The following is a 22262-nucleotide window of genomic DNA, read 5'->3' on the forward strand; positions in this document are numbered from 1 at the left end:
GGTGACTAGGCTTTTTTGTTATTTTGTCAAATTAGGTTGATTGCTCTAGGGACTTACCATTACAAAACAGCATCAACGACAATGGTGTGAATGGTTGTGTTCTTACGGATAGCCATTTTTGGATTGATCAAAAAATAAACAGGATTGATATGAGCCAAACTACGCAGACCGATATTATTACTCTTGGTGATGTCGCTACTCGACTTCCAAACTTCATTACTAAAGTACCTCATATCCTTAATGGTCTTAAACAGGCATATTTACGTACGCCATCTTCTCCCGCTGGTTTAGGTATTGCCTTTGAAAAAGCAGTCAAGCGTAACCCTCAAGGCATCGCACTGTTATTTGAAGATCAAAGCTATAGTTATCAGGCCTTAAATGAATGGGCAAACCAGATTGCACATTACTATTTATCTTTGGGTGCTAAAAAAGGTGATGTGATTGCAGTGATGGTTGAGAACCGTCCTGAATTGATTGCCAGCATTGTTGCTTTAGCAAAAATCGGGGTCACCATTGCACTTGTAAATACCTCTCAAGTCGGTAAAGTACTCGCGCATAGTATTAATCTGGTCAATCCAATTGCAGTGATTGCAGGTGAAGAAGTTCGTGCTGCAATCGATGAAGCACGTCAGGATTTAAAAGTTGCTCAGGACCGTTTCCACTGGTTTGCTGATCAGGAAACCCGTAAAAATGCGGGTGTAGCACCAGAAGGCTACCTCAATCTAGCATTACAAATTGACCAGTTCCCTAAATTTAACCCATCCACCACACGTACCGTGACGGGTAAAGATGGCTTGTTCTATATCTACACTTCAGGCACCACTGGTTTGCCAAAAGCCGTGATTTTTACGCATAGCCGCTGGACACTTGCTTACGGTACCTATGGTCATATTCTCAATCTTGGCAAAGATGATGTGATGTATGTCACCCTACCGCTTTACCATGCAACAGGTGTGGTGGTGTGCTGGTGTGGCGTGATTGCAGGCAGTGCAACGCTTGCAGTACGTCGTAAATATTCAACCAGTGCCTTCTGGAAAGATGTACAGAAATTCAATGCTTCTGCAATTGGTTACGTCGGTGAACTTTGCCGCTACCTGATTGATGCACCTGCAACAGAACTGGATCGTGCCCATCGTGTCACCAAAATGATTGGTAATGGCATGCGTCCAAATATCTGGGGTAAATTTAAAGAGCGTTTTGGTGTTGAAGAAGTCCTTGAACTCTATGCGTCAAGTGAAGGTAATGTCGGTTTCAGCAATATCTTTAACTTTGACAATACCGTCGGCTTCTCTCCTACGCCTTATGCCATTGTTGAATTTGACAAAGAAAAGAACGAACTGGTACGCGACAAAAAAGGCTATTGCAAGAAAGTCAAAACCGGTGAAGTTGGCTTACTGATTGGGAAGATCACCAGCCGTTCGCCTTTCGATGGTTATACCGACCCTGAAAAGAACAAATCTGTGATTATGAAAGATGTATTCACTCAAGGTGACTCATACTTCAATACAGGCGACTTGGTCCGTGATATCGGCTTCCGTCATGCACAGTTTGTGGATCGTCTAGGCGACACATTCCGCTGGAAAGGTGAAAACGTTTCGACCACCGAAGTTGAAAACATGGTGTGCGAGTATGAAAAAATCGCAGAAGCAGTGGTATACGGCGTAGAAATTCCAAATACCAACGGTCGTGCTGGCATGGCAGCCATTACCTTGGTCGATGGTGTCGAGCTAAATGATGCAGATTTAAGCGAAATGGTGAACGTATTTAAAAAATGTTTACCTTCATATGCCATTCCTGTGTTTTTACGCGTACAGGAAAAGGTCGAAACCACAGGTACATTTAAATACCAGAAGAATAAATTGAAAGAAGACGCGTTCAATCCGAGCAAAACTTCTGAACGTTTATTGGTTTTATTACCTGGTACAAGCAGCTATTGTGATGTAAATACTGAGATCTTTGACAACATTCAAAGCTATCAATACCGTTTCTAGTTTATTTTTTAGCTAAATAAGAGGAAATCGTGCTTTTTATAAACAATCATGCACATGTTTTTAAATTTCCTCTTGTGTTAGCTGAATAACTTGCTAGAATACGCAACATCAAAACGAAGACGCATTTAGAACAAATTAGTTTTTCTTGCGAAGCTTGTTGAAACACTTGCTTAGGGTCGTTAGCTCAGTTGGTAGAGCAGCGGACTTTTAATCCGTTGGTCCCGCGTTCGAGTCGCGGACGACCCACCATCTAATGTTTTGAGAGTTTGTAAAATGTATTTTACAAACGCCTGTAAGAGGTTAAGCTACAGAAAATCATAGATTTTCTCTTGCGCTCAGGTAAAACGTTGTTTTACTTATCCTCGCTCAGGGTCGTTAGCTCAGTTGGTAGAGCAGCGGACTTTTAATCCGTTGGTCCCGCGTTCGAGTCGCGGACGACCCACCAGATTCTAAAAAGCCTCATCATTTGATGAGGCTTTTTTATTTTGTCTTCGATATCTTTCCAAATGATGACAAAACCAAAATCTATGCTTTAAGCTTCCCTGCTCAAAGCACACATAATTTTTAAACTATAAAAATTTTTCTAGCACCGAATTTAAAAAGATATGTCCCTGCTCGGTACAGGCAATTCGCTCTTCATCAGCAATGAGGAGTTTTTTCTCACGCAACTGATGCAATGTCTCATTCAAATCTTCCAATGCAAGCCCTGTCCGCTGCGTATAAGACTCAGTCGCCACACCTTCATTTAAACGCAATGCGTTCATCATAAACTCGAAAGGTAATTCATCTGCTTCAATACGTTTCATTTGCACATGTTCAGCCGGGACTTTAGCCAAATAATCTTTAGGTAAGCGGGTTTTCTGGAAACGATAGATTCCATCAGGACGCGTGACCTTGCCATGCGCACCAGCCCCAATCGCCAGATAATCACCAAATTGCCAATAATTCAGATTATGTGCCGATGGCTTTTCCTTTCGCCAAGCCGAAACTTCATAATTCACATAACCATTGGCCTTCAAATAGGTCTCGCCTTGCTCCTGAATATGCTCTAGAACCTCGTCTTGAGGCAATACAGGCTGGGTTCGGAAGAAAACCGTGTTTGGCTCAATGGTCAGCTGATACCAGCTAATATGCGTCGCTCCGTGCTCTACAGCCAATCTAAGATCCGTTAAGGCCTGTTGTTCTGTTTGCTGAGGTAAACCGTGCATCAAGTCCACATTTACGCGCTCAAAGCCTGCTTGTCGTGCCTGCTGGATCGCATCTAGTGCATTACTGGCTGTATGAATCCGTCCTAAACGCTGTAAATGTTCAGGATCAAAACTTTGTACGCCCAAGGATAAACGGTTAATCCCCGTAGCAAGGTAATCCGCAAACGGGTCATGTTCAACGGTTCCCGGATTGGCTTCCAGCGTAATTTCACAATCTTCCTCAAACGCTAAACGCGCTTTCAACTGCTCAAATAACCATTGATACCCTTGTGCAGAAATCAGTGAAGGTGTTCCGCCACCAATAAAAACACTGTGAATTGATCGGCCTTGTGCCATTTCAACCTGAGTTTCAAAATCTGCCACCAGTGCAGCCAGATATTGCTGTTCCAGTTCTAACGACAATTGTCCATCAGGCACAGCATGCGAGTTAAAGTCACAATAAGGACATTTACGTACACACCACGGCATATGAATATACAAGGAAAGCGGAATATTTGCGGGGTTTAAATGGCTCAAGATAGCAGCTCAATGACAGAACTCCGCTATTTTAACATGACTCGCGCATTCGGCTTATCATCATCTACGTATTCAGTTAGACTGAGGATAACCAAGAACAATTAGACCGATAATATGATGAAAATTTCTAGCCAATTACTTTTTATTCTTCCCCTGACTTTAGGGATTGGCATTGCCATGGCCTTTCAGACTGCAATCAATACACAACTGCGAGAGTATCTAAACTCTCCCCTGCAAGCGGCTCTACTTTCTTTTTTTATTGGCACGATTGTGCTGGCACTACTGGTCTGTTTTCAGAGTGCCAGCAAGCCGAGTTTAAGTGAAATTTCACAAATTCCCTGGTTTCTATGGCTAGGCGGCTTTCTTGGGGTTTATGCGATTAGTTTGAGCATTTATACTGCACCCAAGCTCGGATTGTTAACGTTTTCAGGTTTGGTCATTTTCGGGCAACTGGTGATTTCGATGTTTATTGATCACTTTGGCTGGTTAGGTACAGAAAAAACACCGATTAACTGGCAACGCCTGCTCGGTAGTATTGTGATTTTTATTGGGGTGCTCCTCACCCTGCAACGCTGATTCCTCCTCATTTTAATAAGAGTATTTTTTGTGTCCCATGTCACAACTAAGCGGTTTGAACTCAAGCAGCTATTCCATTTGATGTTTCCCATCCTGATCACCCAGTTTGCTCAAGCGGGTTTGGGGTTGATCGATACCATTATGGCAGGTCATCTTTCTGCGACAGATCTGGCAGCCATCGCAGTCGGTGTCGGGCTGTGGATTCCGATTATGCTGTTATTTGCAGGCATCATGCTGGCAACGACCCCATTGGTCGCTGAAGCACGGGGCGCAAAAACACCAGAGAAAATACCGACCATTGCCCGTCAGTCTTTATGGGTCGCTGTGATTCTTGGTACTGTGGCAATGTTGATTTTGCAATGTATGCCTAGATTTTTGCCGTTGTTTGGCGTACCTGAAAGCTTATTGCCCAAAGCCAGCCTGTTTCTTCATGCAATTGGCTTCGGTATGCCTGCGGTGATGATGTATGCTGCGTTACGAAGCTACTCCGAAGCCTTGGGACATCCACGTCCAGTCACCGCAATCAGCTTAATCGCCTTACTGGTATTGATTCCGCTCAACTTTATGTTTATGTACGGCTTCGGACCAATTCCAGCACTTGGTAGCGCAGGCTGTGGTTTTGCAACAGCCATCTTGCAATGGTTAATGTTCATTACACTGGCTGTGTATGTGTCAAAAGCCAAAGCCTATAAGCAGGCGCCTATTTTTACAAAATGGGAAAAACTTGATCCAGTCTGGATTAAACGAATTCTAAAACTTGGCTTACCGATTGGTCTGGCCGTTTTCTTTGAAGTCAGTATTTTTAGCACAGGCGCAATTGTGCTCAGCCCACTTGGTGAAAATGCGATTGCAGCGCATCAAATTGCAATTTCAGTCACCTCTCAACTGTTTATGATTCCGCTTTCATTGGCGATTGCCTTAACGATTCGTGTTGGCATGTATTATGGCGAGCAGAACTGGCACGCAATGCGTCAGGTACAAACCGTGGGATTGATTAGCGCTACGATTTTTGCTGCGTTCACGATGACGCTGATTGTTCTGGCTCGTCCTTATATCGTGGCAATCTACACCACAGATGTAGATGTGATTCCTGTGGCAATGTATCTGCTCTGGTTTGCAATGGCATATCAATTGATGGATGCATGGCAAGTGAGTGCGGCAGGTTGCTTACGAGGGATGCAGGACACGCAGGCACCGATGTGGATTACCTTAATGGCGTATTGGGTGATTGCCTTCCCGATTGGTTTATATCTCGCCCGTTATACCTCTTGGGGCGTGGCAGGTGTCTGGTTGGGTCTGATTATTGGCTTAAGCATTGCCTGTGTATTGTTGATCAGCCGTTTATATTTAAACAATAAACGTTTGGCAAAAATGACGCTCACGACCTAATGACAATCCATTTTTAACAAGAAAAGACATCAAGGGCGGCATGGACGCTGCCTGCGATTGATCCTCCTGTCATTACTTTCAAAACCATGATTTTTAGATCATGCACCATATAGCCAGTACAGTTTGCATGCATACAGTTGCTGATCGCAGCCCTCTTATACCTGCTTACATCACTTAACATTTTGTTATAGGCAATTTAAGTTTTGTCACCTATGATCAAGGTATCACTTTGAAACTGGATCGTATGAGGTCAAGTCCTTATGGCAAAACATGCAAGCTCTCCCAGTAAGCGTTTTCTAAAACTGGCTGGTATGACCGCAAGTATTGCCAGCAAAAGCGTGGCGAACTCTATCCGCAATCTCACCGCAGATGAAGAACAGAAAAATGCAGCGCGTAGCCAGCTGTTTCAGGACATCGGTCTACAGATTGCCGATACACTCGGAGAAATGAAAGGCGCAGTGATGAAAGTCGGGCAAATCGCCTCGCAATATAAGGATATTTTCCCGCCAGAAGTCGCCAAAGCCATTGCCAAGCTGCAACGTCAGGCCCCAGCAATGCCTTTTTCCGCGATTCAACAACAAGTTGAAAAAGAACTGAGTAAACCGTTAAACCAGATTTTTAGCTCTTTTGAAACAGAACCTTTTGCTGCCGCATCAATCGGACAAGTCCATCGTGCAGTATTGCCAAATGGGCAAGCCGTTGTGGTAAAAGTGCAATATCCGGGTGTAGATCAGGCCTGTGAAAGTGACTTAAAACAAGTACGTTTGGCTTTGCGATTGATGGGCGTATTAAAAATTGACAAGAAGCTGCAAGATCAACTATTTCAGGAAATTCAGGACAGCCTCTCAGCCGAATTAAACTATGAAATCGAGGCCCAAAATCTGGAAGTATTTAAAACCTTCCATGAAAAGCTGGATCCTCATGTGATCATCCCAACCGTTTATAAAGACTATTCATCTCGTCGCGTACTGACCCTAAGTCTGGAGCAAGGTGAATCTATCGAAACGGCAAGTACATGGTCAGTTGATACGCGTAATCAGATTGGACGTCGCCTGATTCGTGCCTTGGGACAGGAAATGTTTTTCTTAAAACGCTTCCACTGCGACCCGCACCCAGGCAACTTTGCTTTCCGTGAAGATGGCAGTGTGATTATTTACGATTACGGTAGTGTCAAAACCTTATCACCTGAAATCGTTCAGCACTTTAAGGCGCTGGTCAATGCAGCTCGTCAGGAAAATATTACCCAAGTTGAAGACTTACTGGCAGAACTGCATTCGATTGCCGAAAAACAGAAATTTCCAAGTGAGTTATATACGCAATGGATTGAAATTCTATTGCGCCCATTAACGACCAATTATGATTTTGCAGAAAACTCATCACATCATGATGGCATGTTGCTGGTGAAAAAATCGCTTAAATACTGGGATGTCTTTAAACCGTCACCAGATACGCTCATGGTTAACCGAACTATTTCTGGCCATTACTGGAACCTGATTCATCTCAAAGTGCATGACAATCTCAATGATTTATTTGAAGAATTAGTTCCAAATTAGTCTATCTGATACCCTCTTATCTTGTTGCGACAAGTTAGAGGGTTATCTACTTTGATCAATTTCTATATACAACTGACTTGAAAAGACATGAATTGACTTCACATATTGTTATGTTATAACATTTCTATTAACAATAGGAGTCATTCAAAATGCGTAAAGATATCCATCCTGCTTATCAACAAGTATTGTTCCACGATACCAATGCCGATGCTTACTTCTTAATTGGTAGCACCCTGCAAACCAAACAGACCAAGGAATATCAAGGCAAAGTTTATCCCTACGTGACGCTTGATATTTCAAGTGCATCACATCCGTTTTATACCGGTGAGCAACGTCAGGCCAGCAATGAAGGTCGTGTTGCAAGCTTTAACAAACGCTTTGCACGTTTTAACCGCAAAGGTTAATTTTCATTTAAGTTTCACCCATTAAGCTAAAAGCATTAGAAGTCTAAGGTTAACTCTCCTCCACTTAGACTTCTTTTTTTATGTCTTGATTCCAGCCTTAGGAATCTGTCTTTTGCTGTCCCACCACGCCAAACTCAATCGGTGTTTTCACATAGAACAGCGAAATCTCTTTAGCATTGAGATAGCTCAATAATTCAGTCGCCTGTTGCTCTGTTACCGCAAATTGAATCTGCACAGGTCGATCCGCCAATTCAAAAAAACTGGCAGAATGAAATAGGCCTTGATGGTCAACACCTTCCAGTCCAGCCAATACCGTCGCGCCACGTAAATTCATCTGTTTGGCAACGGCCAATAGCCATTCACTGATCGGCTGCCCCTGATAGGAACGATTTTGTGCGGTATAAAAGGTAATTAAAAATCCATTCATTGCGATAACTCCCAATTATGCAGCACTGAGCCATTGATGCAGGCTCATTCCCAGAATAGTAAACAATAGCGATCCAACCACATGAATCACGATTGCTGCACAGGCATAGCCCAGTTTACCACTTTGTAATAAGGCAATAATCTCGGCAGAAAAAGTCGAAAATGTCGTGAGCGCGCCACAAAAGCCTGTAATCACAAACAATTTATAATTGGGACTGAGTGAACTTTGAGAAAAATATGAAATGGCAAAACCAATAATAAAGCCACCGACAAAGTTGACCGTGACCGTACCCAAAGGAATATTCGGGAAAATAGGATTGAGTTTTAAGCCCAAAAACCAGCGCAACCATGCGCCTAATACTGAACCTAAGGCAATCGAAAGTAATGGATAGTACATGATTTACTCCAAGAACAGAGTTGGAGCGAAAGAATGATGAGACATGGATGTATAGCAATTATTCTGAAGATTTTTCATGGGCGAACTCCAAAAATGGGAACAGAGCACGCACGAACCTACGTCCCCTGTTCAGGGTAACATAGGCATCATTAGCCATTCTGGCGGTTTGTAATAGGAGGAATGCCATCTCCTTTGCTCTAAAATAACATATTTTTTAGGCAACTCAATCGCTCTTTTTAAGCAGAATTGCACTGTGTATAAACATAGAGTTATCCACAATTCAGCTAGATGTTGCTAAAACTTTTCCCCAGCCCCATCAAAATTTCAGGCAGATGCGACAAAAGCAAAGGCGGGGATCTATACATGATTCGTCAATATATAAATGACGACTTTGCACATAAACGGCGAATACACCAACGACTTCTCTTCTGCATTTTCAATGTTATGATGCTGCTATTGATTCAATCAACATGGAATTTTAGACATGACTCAAAGCTTATTGGCACAACTTAAAGATGGCTCGGCAAAGTTTGCAGATGTATTGGCATTTATCGAAGCGCGTTATCAACATACCCCAACTGCATTCCAGAACGGCGCGCAATCGAATGCTGCGACTGAAAACCAAGGCAGTGCCAAAGTACTCAGCTTTGCTAAAATTGAAGGCTTAAATCAAGCGGACACACTCAGTTTATTTGCAGAACATTATGCCTCTGTGTTGGCAACGCCTGAAGCAACAGACCATCAAAATATCCGTCAGTTTATGCAAAATGGCTGGGATGGGGTCAAGTTTGAAGGTGAGGCTTTAACTGCCAAATAATAGAAAAAGGAGGTAGTTAACCTCCTTTTTTATGCTCATCTGTTGTGGATGACACGATTGGTCGGGCAAGTTTTCGTAGATCGGTGGTTAAACTATAAAAATCGCCACCCATTTTGCCAACACTATCCAGTTGTTGCTGGTCGATCATTTGACCATCCCAGAGCCGATCATCGACATAAATTGATTTCACATCCAGCAAAGCCACCGTACCACCCGATGGAAGCGTACTCAGTTGCAGCACCTCTCTTAACTGACATTCATAACGAATCGGTGCATGTTTGACGGATAAAGCGGCCACCGAATGGCTTGGCTCAGACTCAATCTCGGCAAACTCAAATTCGCTTTGCGCTGGAGGCAATAAAGCACAGGATAAATTCATCTTTTCCAGCAATTGTAAATTCACGATATGCACCACACACTCTCGTGTATCCATCAGATTACGAATGGTATCTTTATCTTGCCCATTCCTGGGATTGACCTGCGAATACCATAAAATAGGTGGATTACAGCTGGCAACGTTAAAAAATGAATAAGGTGCAATATTGGCGACACCCTCTTTGGAGAGTGTACTAATCCAGGCAATCGGTCGAGGCGAAATTCCACCGGCCAATAAACGATAGATATCATTTGCTTCTAAATCAGAGGTCTCAAAAATCATCGTAAAAATACATCCGGTTTAAGGACGTTCAGCATATTGAGGTAAATCATCCGCAATACAATCCCACTCTGCTTTAGAAGCAGCGAAAATATGCATGCTTGGCTTTTGCTGTAATGGCGTATCCAAAGTTCCGATTCTTAAACGATAAAGCTCAGGCTGCGCATCCCGTGAACTGACCAGTGGAGAACCACATTCGCCACAGAACCAGCGATATACCCCAGATGCAGCAAACTTTTTAACTAGCGCTTCACCTTGTACAATTTTAAACGCTGTACTACTTATGGGTGCATTGGTGGCATAGGCCGTACCATTAGCTTTGCGGCAACGCTGGCAATGGCACTGTATAATCTCGCCGATTTCACCATGAATCTCATAATGAATTCCATTACATAAACAACTGCCACGATACACGGGTGAAGCTTGAGACATTGGTCATTCCTTGGATGATTTTTCCACTAAAAATATAGGCTAGATCTTGTCACCATGCAAATTACAAATCCTATTTATTCAGACTTTTTGGTCTAATACTTTTTGAGCGCGGGCATGATCGATATCCTTTTCCCAATGCGCAATTGCAACCGTCGCCACACAATTGCCGATCAAGTTTGTGCAAGCACGTACAATTCCAATGAACCAATCCACTGACAACAATAGAACCAAACCAATGGTCGGAAGACTTGGAATGACGGATAAGGTCGCCGCCAAAATAACCAAAGCTGAACCAGGAATACCGTGCGCACCTTTTGAAGTCACTAAAGAAACCAGTAAAATTGCGAGTAGATCATGCATGGATAAATCGATATTGCAGGCTTGTGCAATAAAGATGACTCCGAGGGTTAAGTAAATAGAGAATCCATCCAGATTAAAAGAATAACCCGTAGGAATCACCAAGCCGACCGTCGAATCCTGAATGCCTAAATTTTTCAACTTTTTCATGATCTGTGGCAATACAGAATCAGAAGATGCTGTTCCCAATACGATGGAAAGCTCGGCTTTAAAATAATTGAGAAATTTGAATATATTTAAACCTGCAACTTTCAGGATTCCACCCAAAACAATCAGCACGAATACAGTACACGTCACATAAAATAACAAGACTAAATAACCAAGCTGGATCAGCGAATCCAGTCCAAATTTTGCGGTGGTGTAGGCAACCGAACCTAACACTCCGATTGGAGCCAGACGGATAATCAAAGCCATCATTTTAAAAAACACTTCAGAAAATGCTTCAATTGCCTTGCAAACCAGTTCTGCTAAATGTTTTGGGATCAGTAATAAGGCGACACCAAATAAAATCGCAATCAACAGAACCTGTAAAATATCACCACGGGCAAACGCATCTACAAATGTTTTAGGAATAATATGAAGTAAAAAATCTGATCCCGAGCTAATGCTATGTGCACGTTCGGTATAAACATTTAAATCTTTGCCATCTAGCTTGGTGATATCAATATTCATCCCGACACCAGGTTTGAATACATAGGCAACCACAATCCCCAAAATCAGTGCAATACTGGTGACCACTTCAAAATATAAAATTGTTTTTGCACCAACTTTTCCCATTTTTTTAATGTCATTTGCGCCATAGATTCCCAGAACGACCACACAGAAAACAATCGGTGCAATCAACATCTTGATCAGCGCAATAAAGCCATCCCCGAATGGTTTTAAAGCTAAAGAAAAATCGTGAAAGCTAACCCCAATAACAATACCGAGAATTAATGCAAAAACAACTTGAGCAAATAGGCTGGACTTGAACTTTTGCAACATTGAACATTCATCAATAAAAAGATAAATATCAACACTGCAAAAAACTCGCCAATCGCTAAAAATAAGGTGATTTAGAACATGAAAAATACAGAAATTTTAAATAACGCTTTTAAAAACATTATCTTGTCGGGGCACACTCTAATCGGCGATGTACACCCTCTCCAGCGGCTCGCCCAGTTGCAAAGCAGGCTGTCAGCAAATAGCCACCCGTTGGTGCATCCCAATCCAGCATTTCACCACAGCAAAATACATAAGGGTTCGAGTGTAATTGCAGTTGTGGAGATAACACCTCTTGCTTCACCCCACCCGCACAGCTAATGGCTTCTTCAATGGGACGAAAGCCTGCCAAAGGAATACGAAGCTGTTTGATCTGCTGTGCCATTTGCTTGGCATCTGACCATAAGCTTTTTTCGACGATTTCCCGAAGCAGATTAATTTTGACATTGTCCAATCCTGCTTTACGCCAAAGATTGGTCAAAGACTGTTTTTTATTCGCCTGTAATTTCTTTTCTAATTGCTCAACGCTGACATCTGGCAGTAGGTCTAGCTGTAATTGTAGAGATTGCTGTTGGGTAAGCTGCGCTCTGAGATCACGCCCCAATTTATAAATCACGCCACTCTCAAAACCATAACGGGTAATGATGATATCGCCATGCGTTTGCTGTTCAGGCCATATCCATGCATTGACGCGTTTTAAAGGCTGACCGAAACATTCCTGCATAAACGGCGACCATGTTTTCAAAACACCAGCATTGCTGGCCTGAAAAGGCGCGATTTCATTCTTTGAGAGCCATTGTTGCCACGCACCATCACTGCCCAATTGCGACCATGACACCGCACCACAGGCCAGTACAATCGCATCATAACTGGCACTAAAACGTTGCGTCTGATTTTCCAGAGTGAGTTGATTATTGGATAAATCCACACAACGATGGCGATAATGAAATTTTACGCCAGCACTCATCAAACGCTTTAACCATGCACGGAGTAACGGCGCTGCTTTCATTTCTACAGGAAAGATACGTCCCGAACTGCCAACATAGGATTCAATCCCCAGACCTTGCATCCAGTTCTGAATCCATTGTGCATCCCATTGCTTGACCCAAGGTCCCAACCATTGTGTCTGGTCATAACGCTGGATAAAAGCCTCAACAGGCTCAGCATGGGAAATGTTTAAACCTGTTTTACCTGCCATTAAAAACTTGCGTGCAGCCGACGGTTTCTGCTCAAACACGTCAATTTCATAATCATATTGACTCAACACCTCAGCAGCCATCAAACCGGCTGGGCCTGCCCCAATAATGGCAACACGCTTAGGCATCGCGGTTCTCTTGGGTATTTTGACCTTGCAACGGTGCAAAATCATCAAAACGGGTTGCGTAACCTTTTGGCTTGCGAATGATCAATTGCTGGCAAAGTTCGCCGCGTTCCAGATATTTGATTTCAAAATGCGTTCGAGCTGAATCCGCTGCAATTTTTTGTTTTTCGTAAGGTAATTTCCATACTTCAATCAGTTGTTGCTCTGCTTCATCAATATATTCTGGAATATTACTGGCTAAGGTAATGGTTCCATCTGGCTGAAGGCGAGAAAGCAGGAATTCGAAAAATGGCATATTGAGCCAGCGCTGTGCTGGATTATGTGGTTCTGGATTTGGATAAAGAATAAAAAATTGTTGTACTTGTGCCGGGAACAAGGCGTGCACGACCCAAGGCAAAGCATCGGCATGAATAGGATTTAAATATTCCCGAGATTCCAGCTGATGCTGTTTTTGCATCGCCAAAAATTTTTCTTTGGTTCGCTCAATTGCATACAACGTGGTTTGCGGGTTTTGTCCCGTAAATAACAAGGCATGTTTGCCTTTTCCCGCACCAATTTCCACACAAATCGGGGTGTTAGAAATGGCCTTAAAATCACGAGGGGCTTGCATACGTTGTGCTTGAAATTGACGAATCGACATAATCTCATCAAACTATCTAGAAATCGGCATAAGTCTAACAAGTCACCTTACTTTTGCCTAATCTATTTAGTTTTTGTTTTAGGAATTTTCTATGCCACGTACATTTCCCTGCCCGCGTTGTGGTGAAACCAGCACTTGGGAAGGTAATGCATTTCGTCCTTTCTGCTCAGAACGTTGCAAGATGATTGATCTCGGTGCCTGGGCCAGTGATCAATACAAACTACCGACGCAAGATACACCACAAGCAGAGATGAAACGCCACGAAGATGATTATGAAGATTAATCATCTTCTACTCATGTGCTAAGACCAGATTCGGTTCAGTACATTGAGCCAGTTGCCCCAGCAGATTTTCTCAATCAGTTCTTTTGAGTAGTGGCGCTGTTGCATCGCAGCAATCAGTTGCGCTAAGCCCGTAACGTCTTGCAGTTCTGTACTGATCAGCGCGCCATCAAAATCTGAACCGAAGCCGATGTGATCTTCTCCAAGGTGATCCATCATATATTCCAGATGATCTAGAATCAGTTCAAGTGGCGTGTCCGCATTCCGCTGTCCATCGCCGCGTAAAAAGGCCACATCGAAATTGACCCCGACCATGCCACCACTCCCAGCAATTGCCTTGAGTTGTGGATCAGTGAGATTACGCGCTTGGGGACATAAAGCATGTGCATTGGAATGGGTGGCGACAATCGGTTGCTGCAAAATATCGACCGTGTCCCAAAATGCACGTTCATTCATATGCGATACATCTACCACCATTTTCTTTTCAGCACAGCGTCTTAATAAGGCTTTACCTGCTATGGTCAGGCCTGCACCTGTATCGGGTGAATGAGGAAAACGGGCATTTAAACCATGTCCAAACTGGCTCACCCTGTTCCATAAGGGGCCAATACTCCGCAACCCGGCCTGATAAAAAACATCGAGCAAGTCAGGGTTGTCCTGTAAAGCTTCCGCCCCTTCCATGTGTAGCACCATGGCCAGTTGGCCTTGAGTACGGCAGTCTTGAATCTGTTGCACCGATGTACACAGTTGAATCTGCTCGGAAGCTTGCACCATCTGCTGTGCCAGCTCGAATTGCGCCAGACAGATCTGCTCAATCTGCCGTTGAGTGAAATCTTCGGCATTTTTATCCACGAGCTTATCGGGATGATGTTGTTTCACATAAGCAAATGGCGGTAGAAAAATTGCAAACATGCCGCCTACAAATCCTGCCTGCTGGCAGCGCTTTAAATCCAGTTGTCCAGACAACTGTTCATGTATAAAAGCCTGTACGGGGTCCGCTTGATCGCTGAGCCATAACCGTGTCAGCAGATCATTATGACCATCGAAAACTGCAACGTTGTTGTGATTTAGGCCATGCATCATGAGGAAGATTCGCCCGTAATGCTTTGCACAGGAATTTTTTGCTGAAGTGCCAATTGTTTTGAGTTCTTGCTATTTCGAAATACCAATTGCGCAAGGGATGAAGCCTGTTCACTGTCACGGCGTGCTTGTTCAATCAGATAATGATCGCTGGATTTACCACACACAGGATCGGCATTGGCAGCATCACCTGTGAGCATATAGGCCTGACAACGGCAGCCGCCAAAGTCACGCTGTTTGTCTGGGCAACTACGGCAATTTTCTGGCATCCATGCATCGCCACGGAAATGGTTAAAACCAGTGGATTTGTACCAGATCTCCGATAAAGATTGTTCACGAACATTCGGAAATGCAATCGGTAGCTGACGTGCTGCATGACAGGGCAATGCCGTGCCATCAGGCGTCACCGTAAAGAAGATTTTACCCCAGCCATTCATACAGGCTTTGGGACGTTCCTCATAATAATCAGGCACCACAAAGATCAACTTACACGGATGATTCTGCTGGCGAAGTTTTTCTCGATAGGCATTGGTCACCTTTTCGGCACGCGTCAACTGTTCTTGAGTAGGCAATAGGCCCTGACGGTTTAAAAAAGCCCAACCATAAAATTGACAGATTGCCAGTTCGACCGTATCAGCATTCAGCTCCAGACACAGCTCAATAATCTGTTCAATCTGGTCGATATTATGTCGATGAATCACGAAATTCAGCACCATCGGATAGTCATATTGCTTGACCAGACGGCACATCTCATATTTCTGTTCAAAGGCATGTTTTGAACCCGCCAACGCATCATTCACCACAGGATCACTGGCCTGAAAACTGATCTGGATATGATCCAGTCCAGCCTGTTTAAGTTGAGCAATACGCTGCTCATTCAGGCCCATTCCCGAGGTGATTAAGTTGGTATAAAAACCTTGCTGATGCGCATGCGCAACCAGTTGTTCCAGATCTTGCCGAACCAGCGGTTCCCCACCAGAAAAGCCCAGTTGCACCGCACCCATCTGCCGTGCCTGATCAAAAACATCACACCATTGTTGCGTGCTCAGTTCATTTTTATGCTGGGCATAATCCAGAGGATTCGAGCAATAAGGACATTGTAAAGGACAACGATAGGTCAACTCCGCCAAAAGCCAGAGCGGTAAACCAACGCCTTCGGTCATCGCAAATCAATCCAGTATTGTTGCTGCGCAACGCGCATATAGTCGACCACATCCTGCTCGATTTCTGCAATGTCACCAAACTGCTGTTTCAACAAGGCCACAATGTCGGCAACATTCTGCTGTCCATTAATATGCTGTCCAATCGCTCCAGCACTGTCATTCAGCTTGATCATGCCTTCTGGATATAAGATCACAAAAGCATTTTGTGCAGGCTCAAACTGAAAGCGGTAACCTTGTCGCCAAGCCGGAATCAGGTTTAAATCAAATTCTGCATTAGTCACGAAATAACCCCTTATGCCAGACAGGTTGTGCGGTCACGGTATGATACGGCGCTTGCTCATGCACATAGGCCAAAGTCAGCGCATCCAAAATACTCCAAAGAATGTCCAGCTTGAATTGCAGGATTTCCAGCATACGCTGCTGCTGTTCATACGTGGTAAATGAGTCCAGTGTAATATTCAAACCATGCTCCACATCGCGACGAGCCTGACTTAAACGCGAACGGAAATAGTCATAACCCTGATCATTAATCCACGGATAATGCTGTGGCCATGAATCAAGACGGGACTGGTGAATTTGTGGTGCAAATAATTCGGTCAAGGAACTGCTAGCTGCTTCGCGCCATGTGGCACGGCGAGCAAAATTGACATAAGCATCCACAGCGAAACGCACGCCGGGTAACACCAGCTCTTCTGAAATCACTTGCTCACGGGTTAGGCCAACGGCTTCGGCCAAACGTAACCATGCTTCGCGCCCACCACCATCAGGATATTCGCCATCCTGATCAATCATCCGCTGAATCCATTCCTGACGCACACGCTGATCTGGGCAATTGGCCATGATCGCGGCATCTTTCAGTGGAATATTGATTTGATAATAATAGCGATTGGCAACCCACGCCTGTATTTGCTGCTGGGTGGCTTTACCCTCGTACATCATCACATGAAAAGGGTGATAAATATGGTAATACTGCCCTTTATCCAGAATGGCCTGCTTAAACTGTTCGACACTTAATACATCAGCGCTTGGCATCATCATTTACCTCAAAGTTCAATCTGCATGCCATCAAAGGCGACTTCAACACCGTGGGCTTTAAGTTCAGCACATTGAGCCGAGTTTTCATCTAAAATCGGATTGGTATTATTGATATGGATCAACACTTTTTTAGGGCGGCTAAGCTGATTCAGATAAGACAATGAACCACCCTCGCCACTAATATATAAATGCCCCATCTCACGTCCGGTTTTGCTGCCAACACCGGTGTGTTGCATTTCATCATCCGTCCAGAGCGTACCATCAATCATGACACAATCTGAATCACGCATGATCTGGATGATCTGTTCATCAATCTTTCCAAGACCCGGTGCATAGAACAACTGTTTTTGCGTTTTATGATCCCGAATGATCAATGCAATATTATCGCCCTCATGCGGATCGTGACGATGAGGTGAATACGGCGGTGCAGCACTTTGAATAATCAGTGGTATAAATTCCAAATCTTCAAAATCCGCAATCTTAAATGCCTGTTTAGGATCGATTTGCTGATATTGCAGACCGCCATTCCAGTGCTTCAACATCTTAAATACGGGGAACCCTGTGGTCAGATCCTGATAGACCATATCGGTACACCAGACCTTGATTGGACAGCCTTCACGTAAAGTCAGCAGTCCAGTGGTGTGATCCAGCTGGCTGTCCATCAGGATCACATCACGAATACCGGTATCACGTAACTTACGGGCAGGCTGAGCTGCCTTAAAATCAAATAATTGCTGACGGATATCTGGTGAAGCATTAAGCAGCACCCAATCGATGCCATTTTCAGAAATCGCGATTGAGGATTGTGTACGAGCCTTGGCCTGAATCGTACCCGTACGCACGCCATGACAATTGGGGCAATTACAATTCCACTGCGGAAAGCCCCCACCAGCAGCCGAACCTAGAACATGAATATACATAGATTTAATTTCTTGTTAGAAAAAGATAAGCCCTAGGCATAACTAGGGCTTATCTTGAATTTGAATCGGAATGATTAACGTACTTCGAAGTACATGGTCACTTCAAAACCAATACGTACATCAGTAAAAGCAGGTTTAGTCCATTGCATGAAATCGTCTCCAATTGGTTTTCATCAGGTGAAATTAAGCAATTAGTTCAACATGAATAAAGCGTTTCACACCTGATTCTAAATAAAAATAATCGCTTTGTAGACCTACCCTGCCCAAGATATTGTTCGATAATTGTGAGTTTTGGCTAAATTTCGGTAAGTCCCACTCAAATTCAGTCTCTCTGCTTAAAAATTGTCTACCGACAACGCTATTCTTAATAAAAATTTACACATTTTAAATATGTGATTCACATCACAGTAATTTACTTTTCCATGACCTTATGCAAATCTAGTGACAACTGTAGGATTGAATAACAAGACCAAACTACACATTACAACTTATACATTGTTCTGATCCAGTTTCGCACCGATTTATGTGGCATCAGCTTGTTCAATAAAAAGATTTAAATTTACCAGGATGTAAAAATGAATAACGATATTCCTTATCAGCTCAAGCTTTTGGCGACACAAATTGATCCCAATCTGGATGCTGATTGGCAAACGGCACTGATCACACTTTTTTCAGAACACACGCCTGAACATTGCGAAAAAATTTCCCAGCAGGTGCTGCAACTCAAAAAAATTCACTGGAACCGAAAGGACAACAGCTTTTCCTATTTGGCCAAACATGACTTTGATATTCTCATTGAGAAAATTTATATCGCTCCAATCAAAGTGTTAGTGAAAAAAATTGCAGCGTCCCTAGAAAAGTTAAGAAGCTATCAGCATGCTTATGAAATTTCAGACTATCTGGAAAATATCCTGAGCCAGATTCATGCCATTGAAACCGAAGACGACTTTGATCTACAAGAGCAAAAGAAACTGATTCTAAAAGAATTTATCTATGCAGCAGCGCAAATTATTCTGGCAAAAGAAAAAATCATCCTGCCTGATAATCAGCGACATATTAATACCGACATCATTAAAACCTTTATGACCGAGGTTTTTCTCAAACAACAGTTATTAAAATATTCTTTTAACCTTTTGCGTTCGCATCAACTCAGAGCAGAAAAACCTCATATTCTGAAATATTTTCTCTATAAACAACAAAAATCCAGACAACTGGATATCGTGAAAACCTCCAAATATATTTTTGCTTTGGCGCCGAACAAGGAAGGAATGGTCAATACCTTTTCAATTCGACGTTTCTTACAAGAAGAAAAATTTGAAGGCTGTGACAATATTTATGTGAATTCAGCGATTCTGCATTTAGATAAAATCGAAGACATCCACCATCACGAACAATTCGAGTGGCAAATCAGCCGAATCATTACGATTGATAAGCCTGTTAACCAGTATGTTTCAGATATTGTGCGCAATATTGAACTGTATACCAGCAAAACCTTAGTGCCGTTCTTACGAGAACCACTGCAACCCAATGGGGTATTTATGGAAAAACTGGTAGAACAACGGCTGATTGATTTCGAACAGAAACTCAATAGCAATATTCTTGAACCTGTTGCCGAAGCGCTGAAGCATTCAGTGCATCATCGGGATGAATGTAATTATCTCTATTTAAGTGTCAAACAAACGCTGGATGATCTGATTAGCCATTTTATCGAGTTCCAGTCACAGCCCTCTTTGATCTTTAACAAACAGGTTAATCTGTTTATTGCCCGACTCAAATCTTATGCCACCTTGCTACAGAAACGGCATTCGGATGTGTTCACCGTGTTTTCTTATGAGGAATGGAAAAAACATCATGCCGAAGCGTTAGAGCCAACCAATATCCTCAAAGACATTAGCTTGGCCTCGCTACAGGAATATAAAGATGCTTTTTCGGAATTAAAAGAAAATCAGCGCCAGCTCAAACAAAGTGCTTCATTTCTGAGTAAACTTATGAATAAACCTCAGAAAATAAAAGACAATATTCTCAAGCTAAAACTTAAAACTGCGCAAATTAAAAAAGATGCACATCAGGAAATTATGCGGATTCAGCGACGTTTTCCATCTCTGATCGTTTATTTAGAATTTGAATCACTGATTTCAATTAACCACAAAGAACGCCATTACGCTTTTCCGACAGGAGAAAATGGCATTACCCGCCTGCCCATTCTGATTCAGATTCCAGAAGATAAAGCCTCTTTCGACTTGCAAAGCATTTGTAATAGTTTGAACTTTGATTTGAATCTGGCCAATCAAAAATGGCTGGAAATCATTTAACCAGCAAGGAGCTGGCTTGTGTATAACACGCTACTATACACAAGCTAAAAGGTGCAGTTAGCCTGCTTTGCTTGCCACAAAAGGATTAAATTGCTTTTCATAACCAATGGTACTCATCGGGCCATGACCTGAAATAAACTGAGTATCATCAGGCAAGCTAAAGCATTCGCGCTGAATCGAATCGAGCAACTGCTGGTGATTGCCTTTTGGAAAATCTGTACGGCCGATCGAGCCTTTAAACAGCACGTCACCTGTCCACAACAAACCATGTTTGGCGTTATAGAACATCACATGACCTGGGGTATGGCCTGGGGCAAAACGCACTTCAAACTCATCGTCACCCAGCTTTAAAACTTCACCACCTTCCAACCATTGGTCCACTTTGACAGGCTGGGGAATTGGAAAGCCATAACGCGCCGAGACTTCCTGAATCATGTCCAGCCAGAACTGATCTTCCTTATGCGGGCCAATCACGGGGATCTGCCATGTTTCAGCAAGTTCACCCACTGCACCTGCATGATCGAGATGCCCGTGCGTCAACCACAGTGCCTTCACTTTTAGACCCAAAGCTTCCACTTCTTTTTTCAGCACCGCAGCATCACCGCCCGCATCAATCAAAATCGCTTCTTTGCTTTCACTGTCCCATAAGATCGAGCAGTTTTGGGCAAATGCAGTAACAGGGACAATTTTGACTTGGAGCATAAAAACCTCTGGCGAAATAAAGCGTCGATTTAACGATGGGCTAAGGTATGAGTGAGTGCATCAAGATTAGCCTGAACCAGACCGGCAAGCAAATCTATATGGGCCTGATCCGCATTCAAGGCTGGAATATAGACATAGTCTCCGCCACCCGCATGCTGGAAAATTTCCTTGTTTTGCATGGCCAACTCCTCCAGCGTTTCCAAACAATCGGCTGAAAAGGCAGGACTAATCACCTGTACCGATTGAACCTTTTGTTCACCCCATTGCTGTAACAACTGATCCGTATAAGGCTTTACCCATTCCTGCTTGCCAAAACGTGACTGGAAGCTGATCGCCCATTCATCCTCTTTGAGATGTAAAGCTTCTGCCACCAGACGTGCTGTAGTTCGGCAACGGTCTGCATAGGGGTCGCCTTTATCGGCATAGGGTTGAGGAATACCATGAAATGACATTAACAGTTTTTCAGCTTTGCCATGTTGTCCCTGATAATGCAATACGCTATCTGCCAACGCCTGAATAAATAAAGGATGCTGATGATAGTCCTTAATAATAGTCAGACCAGGTAAATGACGTTGCTGTGGAATCCATTTGGCAAACGCATCATATAACGGCGCTGTTGAGGTTGCTGAATATTGCGGGAACAGCGGCAGCAAAATTACATGTTCTTGTGGATCCTTTGCCAGTTGCGCCAGTACATCATGGATACTGGGTTGACCATAAGTCATGGCCGGTACAACCGTCAGATCAAACTGATGATTTTCTTCTTGTAGGCGTTGTTTAATCAGCAGTGTTTGTTCCAGCACAATTTCACGCATCGGTGAATCATTCGACCAGACCGAAGCATAGGCTTCAGCCACCCGTTTCGGACGAAAAGTCAAAACAAATAAGTGCAGGATGATCCACCATAATAATTTGGGAATCTCAATCACACGGGTATCAGATAAAAACTGTTTCAGGAAACGTCGTACTGCTGGCACAGTTGCTTCATCTGGCGTACCTAAATTGGCCAGAATCACAGTCACTTTTGGTTTTTGTGTCGCTAACATAGACCGCATCCGCTTTTCATTGGGTTCATACAATTACTTTAGCAGTTTTAGCCCTGTTTGC

At 43.3% G+C, this 22262-nt stretch carries 24 protein-coding genes, 2 tRNA genes and 1 riboswitch; of the genes, 10 read left to right on the forward strand and 16 right to left on the reverse strand.

Annotated features, from left to right (window positions below; genetic code table 11):
- Positions 1–149 precede the first annotated feature (149 nt).
- The 3 genes from EC846_RS14960 (at position 150) to EC846_RS14970 (ending at position 2436) form a co-directional block, all read left to right on the forward strand.
- Positions 150–1991 carry a long-chain-acyl-CoA synthetase gene (locus tag EC846_RS14960; RefSeq protein WP_123775644.1) on the forward strand — a complete coding sequence of 614 codons (1842 nt, stop codon included), beginning with the start codon at positions 150–152 and terminating at the stop codon, positions 1989–1991.
- A 173-nt stretch (positions 1992–2164) separates the two neighbouring features.
- Positions 2165–2240, forward strand: a tRNA-Lys gene (locus EC846_RS14965).
- Between the two features lie 120 nt (positions 2241–2360).
- A tRNA-Lys gene (locus EC846_RS14970) sits at positions 2361–2436 on the forward strand.
- Positions 2437–2560: 124 nt separating this feature from the next.
- Here EC846_RS14970 and hemW read toward each other — a convergent pair.
- Positions 2561–3715 carry a radical SAM family heme chaperone HemW gene (gene hemW / locus EC846_RS14975; RefSeq protein ID WP_123775645.1) on the reverse strand — a complete coding sequence of 385 codons (1155 nt, stop codon included), beginning with the start codon at positions 3713–3715 and terminating at the stop codon, positions 2561–2563.
- 114 nt (positions 3716–3829) lie between these two features.
- Here hemW and EC846_RS14980 point away from each other — a divergent pair, with 114 nt between their 5' ends.
- From EC846_RS14980 to EC846_RS14995, 4 genes are all read left to right on the forward strand, one after another.
- On the forward strand, positions 3830–4291 hold the full coding sequence (locus tag EC846_RS14980; protein ID WP_005226577.1) for a DMT family transporter: 462 nt from the start codon (positions 3830–3832) through the stop codon (positions 4289–4291).
- A gap of 30 nt (positions 4292–4321) precedes the next feature.
- Positions 4322–5680: an MATE family efflux transporter gene (locus EC846_RS14985; protein ID WP_004774209.1), complete on the forward strand. Its 1359-nt coding sequence runs from the start codon at positions 4322–4324 to the stop codon at positions 5678–5680.
- 260 nt (positions 5681–5940) lie between these two features.
- A complete protein-coding gene (locus tag EC846_RS14990; RefSeq protein ID WP_123775646.1) occupies positions 5941–7233 on the forward strand; it encodes an ABC1 kinase family protein in 1293 nt (430 codons plus the stop codon).
- 149 nt (positions 7234–7382) lie between these two features.
- Positions 7383–7637, forward strand: a complete 255-nt coding sequence (locus tag EC846_RS14995; protein WP_004774205.1) for a type B 50S ribosomal protein L31 — start codon at positions 7383–7385, stop codon at positions 7635–7637.
- Between the two features lie 97 nt (positions 7638–7734).
- On the opposite strand, the gene EC846_RS15000 is transcribed toward EC846_RS14995, so the two are convergent.
- A complete protein-coding gene (locus tag EC846_RS15000) occupies positions 7735–8064 on the reverse strand; it encodes a DUF190 domain-containing protein (protein WP_047431318.1) in 330 nt (109 codons plus the stop codon).
- A 15-nt stretch (positions 8065–8079) separates the two neighbouring features.
- Positions 8080–8460, reverse strand: a complete 381-nt coding sequence (gene crcB, locus EC846_RS15005; protein ID WP_004774202.1) for a fluoride efflux transporter CrcB — start codon at positions 8458–8460, stop codon at positions 8080–8082.
- A gap of 133 nt (positions 8461–8593) precedes the next feature.
- A riboswitch (Fluoride riboswitch) is annotated at positions 8594–8660 on the reverse strand.
- 284 nt (positions 8661–8944) lie between these two features.
- On the opposite strand from crcB, the gene EC846_RS15010 reads away from it, so the two are divergent.
- On the forward strand, positions 8945–9277 hold the full coding sequence (locus EC846_RS15010) for a HopJ type III effector protein (RefSeq protein WP_009514235.1): 333 nt from the start codon (positions 8945–8947) through the stop codon (positions 9275–9277).
- A gap of 16 nt (positions 9278–9293) precedes the next feature.
- Here the strand turns inward: EC846_RS15010 and EC846_RS15015 are convergent, their stop codons facing one another.
- The 5 genes from EC846_RS15015 to EC846_RS15035 all read right to left on the reverse strand — a co-directional run bounded on the left by EC846_RS15015 (position 9294) and on the right by EC846_RS15035 (position 13663).
- Complete coding sequence (locus tag EC846_RS15015; RefSeq protein WP_123775647.1) at positions 9294–9935, reverse strand: flavin reductase family protein; 642 nt, start codon at positions 9933–9935, stop codon at positions 9294–9296.
- An 18-nt stretch (positions 9936–9953) separates the two neighbouring features.
- Entirely contained in the window at positions 9954–10364 is a 411-nt protein-coding gene (locus EC846_RS15020) for a GFA family protein (protein ID WP_123775648.1), read from the reverse strand.
- Positions 10365–10442: 78 nt separating this feature from the next.
- Entirely contained in the window at positions 10443–11705 is a 1263-nt protein-coding gene (gene dctA / locus EC846_RS15025; protein WP_123775649.1) for a C4-dicarboxylate transporter DctA, read from the reverse strand.
- A 118-nt stretch (positions 11706–11823) separates the two neighbouring features.
- Positions 11824–13026 (reverse strand): TIGR03862 family flavoprotein, encoded by a 1203-nt coding sequence (locus EC846_RS15030; RefSeq protein ID WP_123775650.1) that lies wholly within the window; start codon positions 13024–13026, stop codon positions 11824–11826.
- Positions 13019–13663 (reverse strand): SAM-dependent methyltransferase, encoded by a 645-nt coding sequence (locus EC846_RS15035; RefSeq protein WP_123775651.1) that lies wholly within the window; start codon positions 13661–13663, stop codon positions 13019–13021. The genes EC846_RS15030 and EC846_RS15035 overlap by 8 nt, the downstream gene beginning before the upstream one ends.
- 91 nt (positions 13664–13754) lie before the next feature.
- Between EC846_RS15035 and EC846_RS15040 the strand changes: the two genes are divergently transcribed.
- Positions 13755–13946 carry a DNA gyrase inhibitor YacG gene (locus EC846_RS15040; protein WP_123775652.1) on the forward strand — a complete coding sequence of 64 codons (192 nt, stop codon included), beginning with the start codon at positions 13755–13757 and terminating at the stop codon, positions 13944–13946.
- An 18-nt stretch (positions 13947–13964) separates the two neighbouring features.
- Here EC846_RS15040 and EC846_RS15045 read toward each other — a convergent pair whose 3' ends face one another.
- The 6 genes from EC846_RS15045 to pqqA form a co-directional block, all read right to left on the reverse strand.
- Positions 13965–15026: a dipeptidase gene (locus EC846_RS15045; protein WP_123775653.1), complete on the reverse strand. Its 1062-nt coding sequence runs from the start codon at positions 15024–15026 to the stop codon at positions 13965–13967.
- On the reverse strand, positions 15023–16186 hold the full coding sequence (gene pqqE, locus EC846_RS15050; protein ID WP_123775654.1) for a pyrroloquinoline quinone biosynthesis protein PqqE: 1164 nt from the start codon (positions 16184–16186) through the stop codon (positions 15023–15025). Before pqqE ends, EC846_RS15045 begins: the two co-directional genes overlap by 4 nt.
- A complete protein-coding gene (gene pqqD, locus EC846_RS15055; protein WP_123775655.1) occupies positions 16183–16467 on the reverse strand; it encodes a pyrroloquinoline quinone biosynthesis peptide chaperone PqqD in 285 nt (94 codons plus the stop codon). The genes pqqE and pqqD overlap by 4 nt, the downstream gene beginning before the upstream one ends.
- The gene (gene pqqC / locus EC846_RS15060; protein WP_123775705.1) at positions 16460–17218 is read right to left on the reverse strand and encodes a pyrroloquinoline-quinone synthase PqqC; all 759 of its coding nucleotides are present in this window, start codon (positions 17216–17218) and stop codon (positions 16460–16462) included. The genes pqqD and pqqC overlap by 8 nt, the downstream gene beginning before the upstream one ends.
- A gap of 11 nt (positions 17219–17229) precedes the next feature.
- Entirely contained in the window at positions 17230–18141 is a 912-nt protein-coding gene (gene pqqB, locus EC846_RS15065; RefSeq protein ID WP_123775656.1) for a pyrroloquinoline quinone biosynthesis protein PqqB, read from the reverse strand.
- A gap of 74 nt (positions 18142–18215) precedes the next feature.
- Complete coding sequence (gene pqqA, locus EC846_RS15070) at positions 18216–18290, reverse strand: pyrroloquinoline quinone precursor peptide PqqA (RefSeq protein WP_009514286.1); 75 nt, start codon at positions 18288–18290, stop codon at positions 18216–18218.
- Positions 18291–18716: 426 nt separating this feature from the next.
- On the opposite strand from pqqA, the gene EC846_RS15075 reads away from it, so the two are divergent.
- The gene (locus EC846_RS15075) at positions 18717–20453 is read left to right on the forward strand and encodes a hypothetical protein (protein ID WP_123775657.1); all 1737 of its coding nucleotides are present in this window, start codon (positions 18717–18719) and stop codon (positions 20451–20453) included.
- A 57-nt stretch (positions 20454–20510) separates the two neighbouring features.
- Here EC846_RS15075 and EC846_RS15080 read toward each other — a convergent pair whose 3' ends face one another.
- Entirely contained in the window at positions 20511–21155 is a 645-nt protein-coding gene (locus EC846_RS15080; protein ID WP_005255381.1) for an MBL fold metallo-hydrolase, read from the reverse strand.
- A 29-nt stretch (positions 21156–21184) separates the two neighbouring features.
- Positions 21185–22201: a ferrochelatase gene (gene hemH / locus EC846_RS15085; protein ID WP_123775706.1), complete on the reverse strand. Its 1017-nt coding sequence runs from the start codon at positions 22199–22201 to the stop codon at positions 21185–21187.
- Between the last annotated feature and the right edge of the window lie 61 nt (positions 22202–22262).

The organism is Acinetobacter sp. BIGb0102, from assembly GCF_003815055.1.
In the GTDB taxonomy this organism is placed as follows: Bacteria; Pseudomonadota; Gammaproteobacteria; order Pseudomonadales; family Moraxellaceae; genus Acinetobacter; species Acinetobacter vivianii.

Bases quoted from the DNA above. Each gene is read 5' to 3' on its own strand.
- EC846_RS14960 (WP_123775644.1), top strand. From the start codon at position 150: ATGAGCCAAACTACGCAGACCGATATTATTACTCTTGGTGATGTCGCT.
- EC846_RS14980 (WP_005226577.1), top strand. From the start codon at position 3,830: ATGATGAAAATTTCTAGCCAATTACTTTTTATTCTTCCCCTGACTTTA.
- EC846_RS14990 (WP_123775646.1), top strand. From the start codon at position 5,941: ATGGCAAAACATGCAAGCTCTCCCAGTAAGCGTTTTCTAAAACTGGCT.
- EC846_RS14995 (WP_004774205.1), top strand. From the start codon at position 7,383: ATGCGTAAAGATATCCATCCTGCTTATCAACAAGTATTGTTCCACGAT.
- EC846_RS15000 (WP_047431318.1), bottom strand. From the start codon at position 8,064: ATGAATGGATTTTTAATTACCTTTTATACCGCACAAAATCGTTCCTAT.
- crcB (WP_004774202.1), bottom strand. From the start codon at position 8,460: ATGTACTATCCATTACTTTCGATTGCCTTAGGTTCAGTATTAGGCGCA.
- EC846_RS15010 (WP_009514235.1), top strand. From the start codon at position 8,945: ATGACTCAAAGCTTATTGGCACAACTTAAAGATGGCTCGGCAAAGTTT.
- EC846_RS15015 (WP_123775647.1), bottom strand. From the start codon at position 9,935: ATGATTTTTGAGACCTCTGATTTAGAAGCAAATGATATCTATCGTTTA.
- EC846_RS15020 (WP_123775648.1), bottom strand. From the start codon at position 10,364: ATGTCTCAAGCTTCACCCGTGTATCGTGGCAGTTGTTTATGTAATGGA.
- dctA (WP_123775649.1), bottom strand. From the start codon at position 11,705: ATGTTGCAAAAGTTCAAGTCCAGCCTATTTGCTCAAGTTGTTTTTGCA.
- EC846_RS15030 (WP_123775650.1), bottom strand. From the start codon at position 13,026: ATGCCTAAGCGTGTTGCCATTATTGGGGCAGGCCCAGCCGGTTTGATG.
- EC846_RS15035 (WP_123775651.1), bottom strand. From the start codon at position 13,663: ATGTCGATTCGTCAATTTCAAGCACAACGTATGCAAGCCCCTCGTGAT.
- EC846_RS15040 (WP_123775652.1), top strand. From the start codon at position 13,755: ATGCCACGTACATTTCCCTGCCCGCGTTGTGGTGAAACCAGCACTTGG.
- EC846_RS15045 (WP_123775653.1), bottom strand. From the start codon at position 15,026: ATGATGCATGGCCTAAATCACAACAACGTTGCAGTTTTCGATGGTCAT.
- pqqE (WP_123775654.1), bottom strand. From the start codon at position 16,186: ATGACCGAAGGCGTTGGTTTACCGCTCTGGCTTTTGGCGGAGTTGACC.
- pqqC (WP_123775705.1), bottom strand. From the start codon at position 17,218: ATGCCAAGCGCTGATGTATTAAGTGTCGAACAGTTTAAGCAGGCCATT.
- pqqB (WP_123775656.1), bottom strand. From the start codon at position 18,141: ATGTATATTCATGTTCTAGGTTCGGCTGCTGGTGGGGGCTTTCCGCAG.
- EC846_RS15075 (WP_123775657.1), top strand. From the start codon at position 18,717: ATGAATAACGATATTCCTTATCAGCTCAAGCTTTTGGCGACACAAATT.
- EC846_RS15080 (WP_005255381.1), bottom strand. From the start codon at position 21,155: ATGCTCCAAGTCAAAATTGTCCCTGTTACTGCATTTGCCCAAAACTGC.
- hemH (WP_123775706.1), bottom strand. From the start codon at position 22,201: ATGTTAGCGACACAAAAACCAAAAGTGACTGTGATTCTGGCCAATTTA.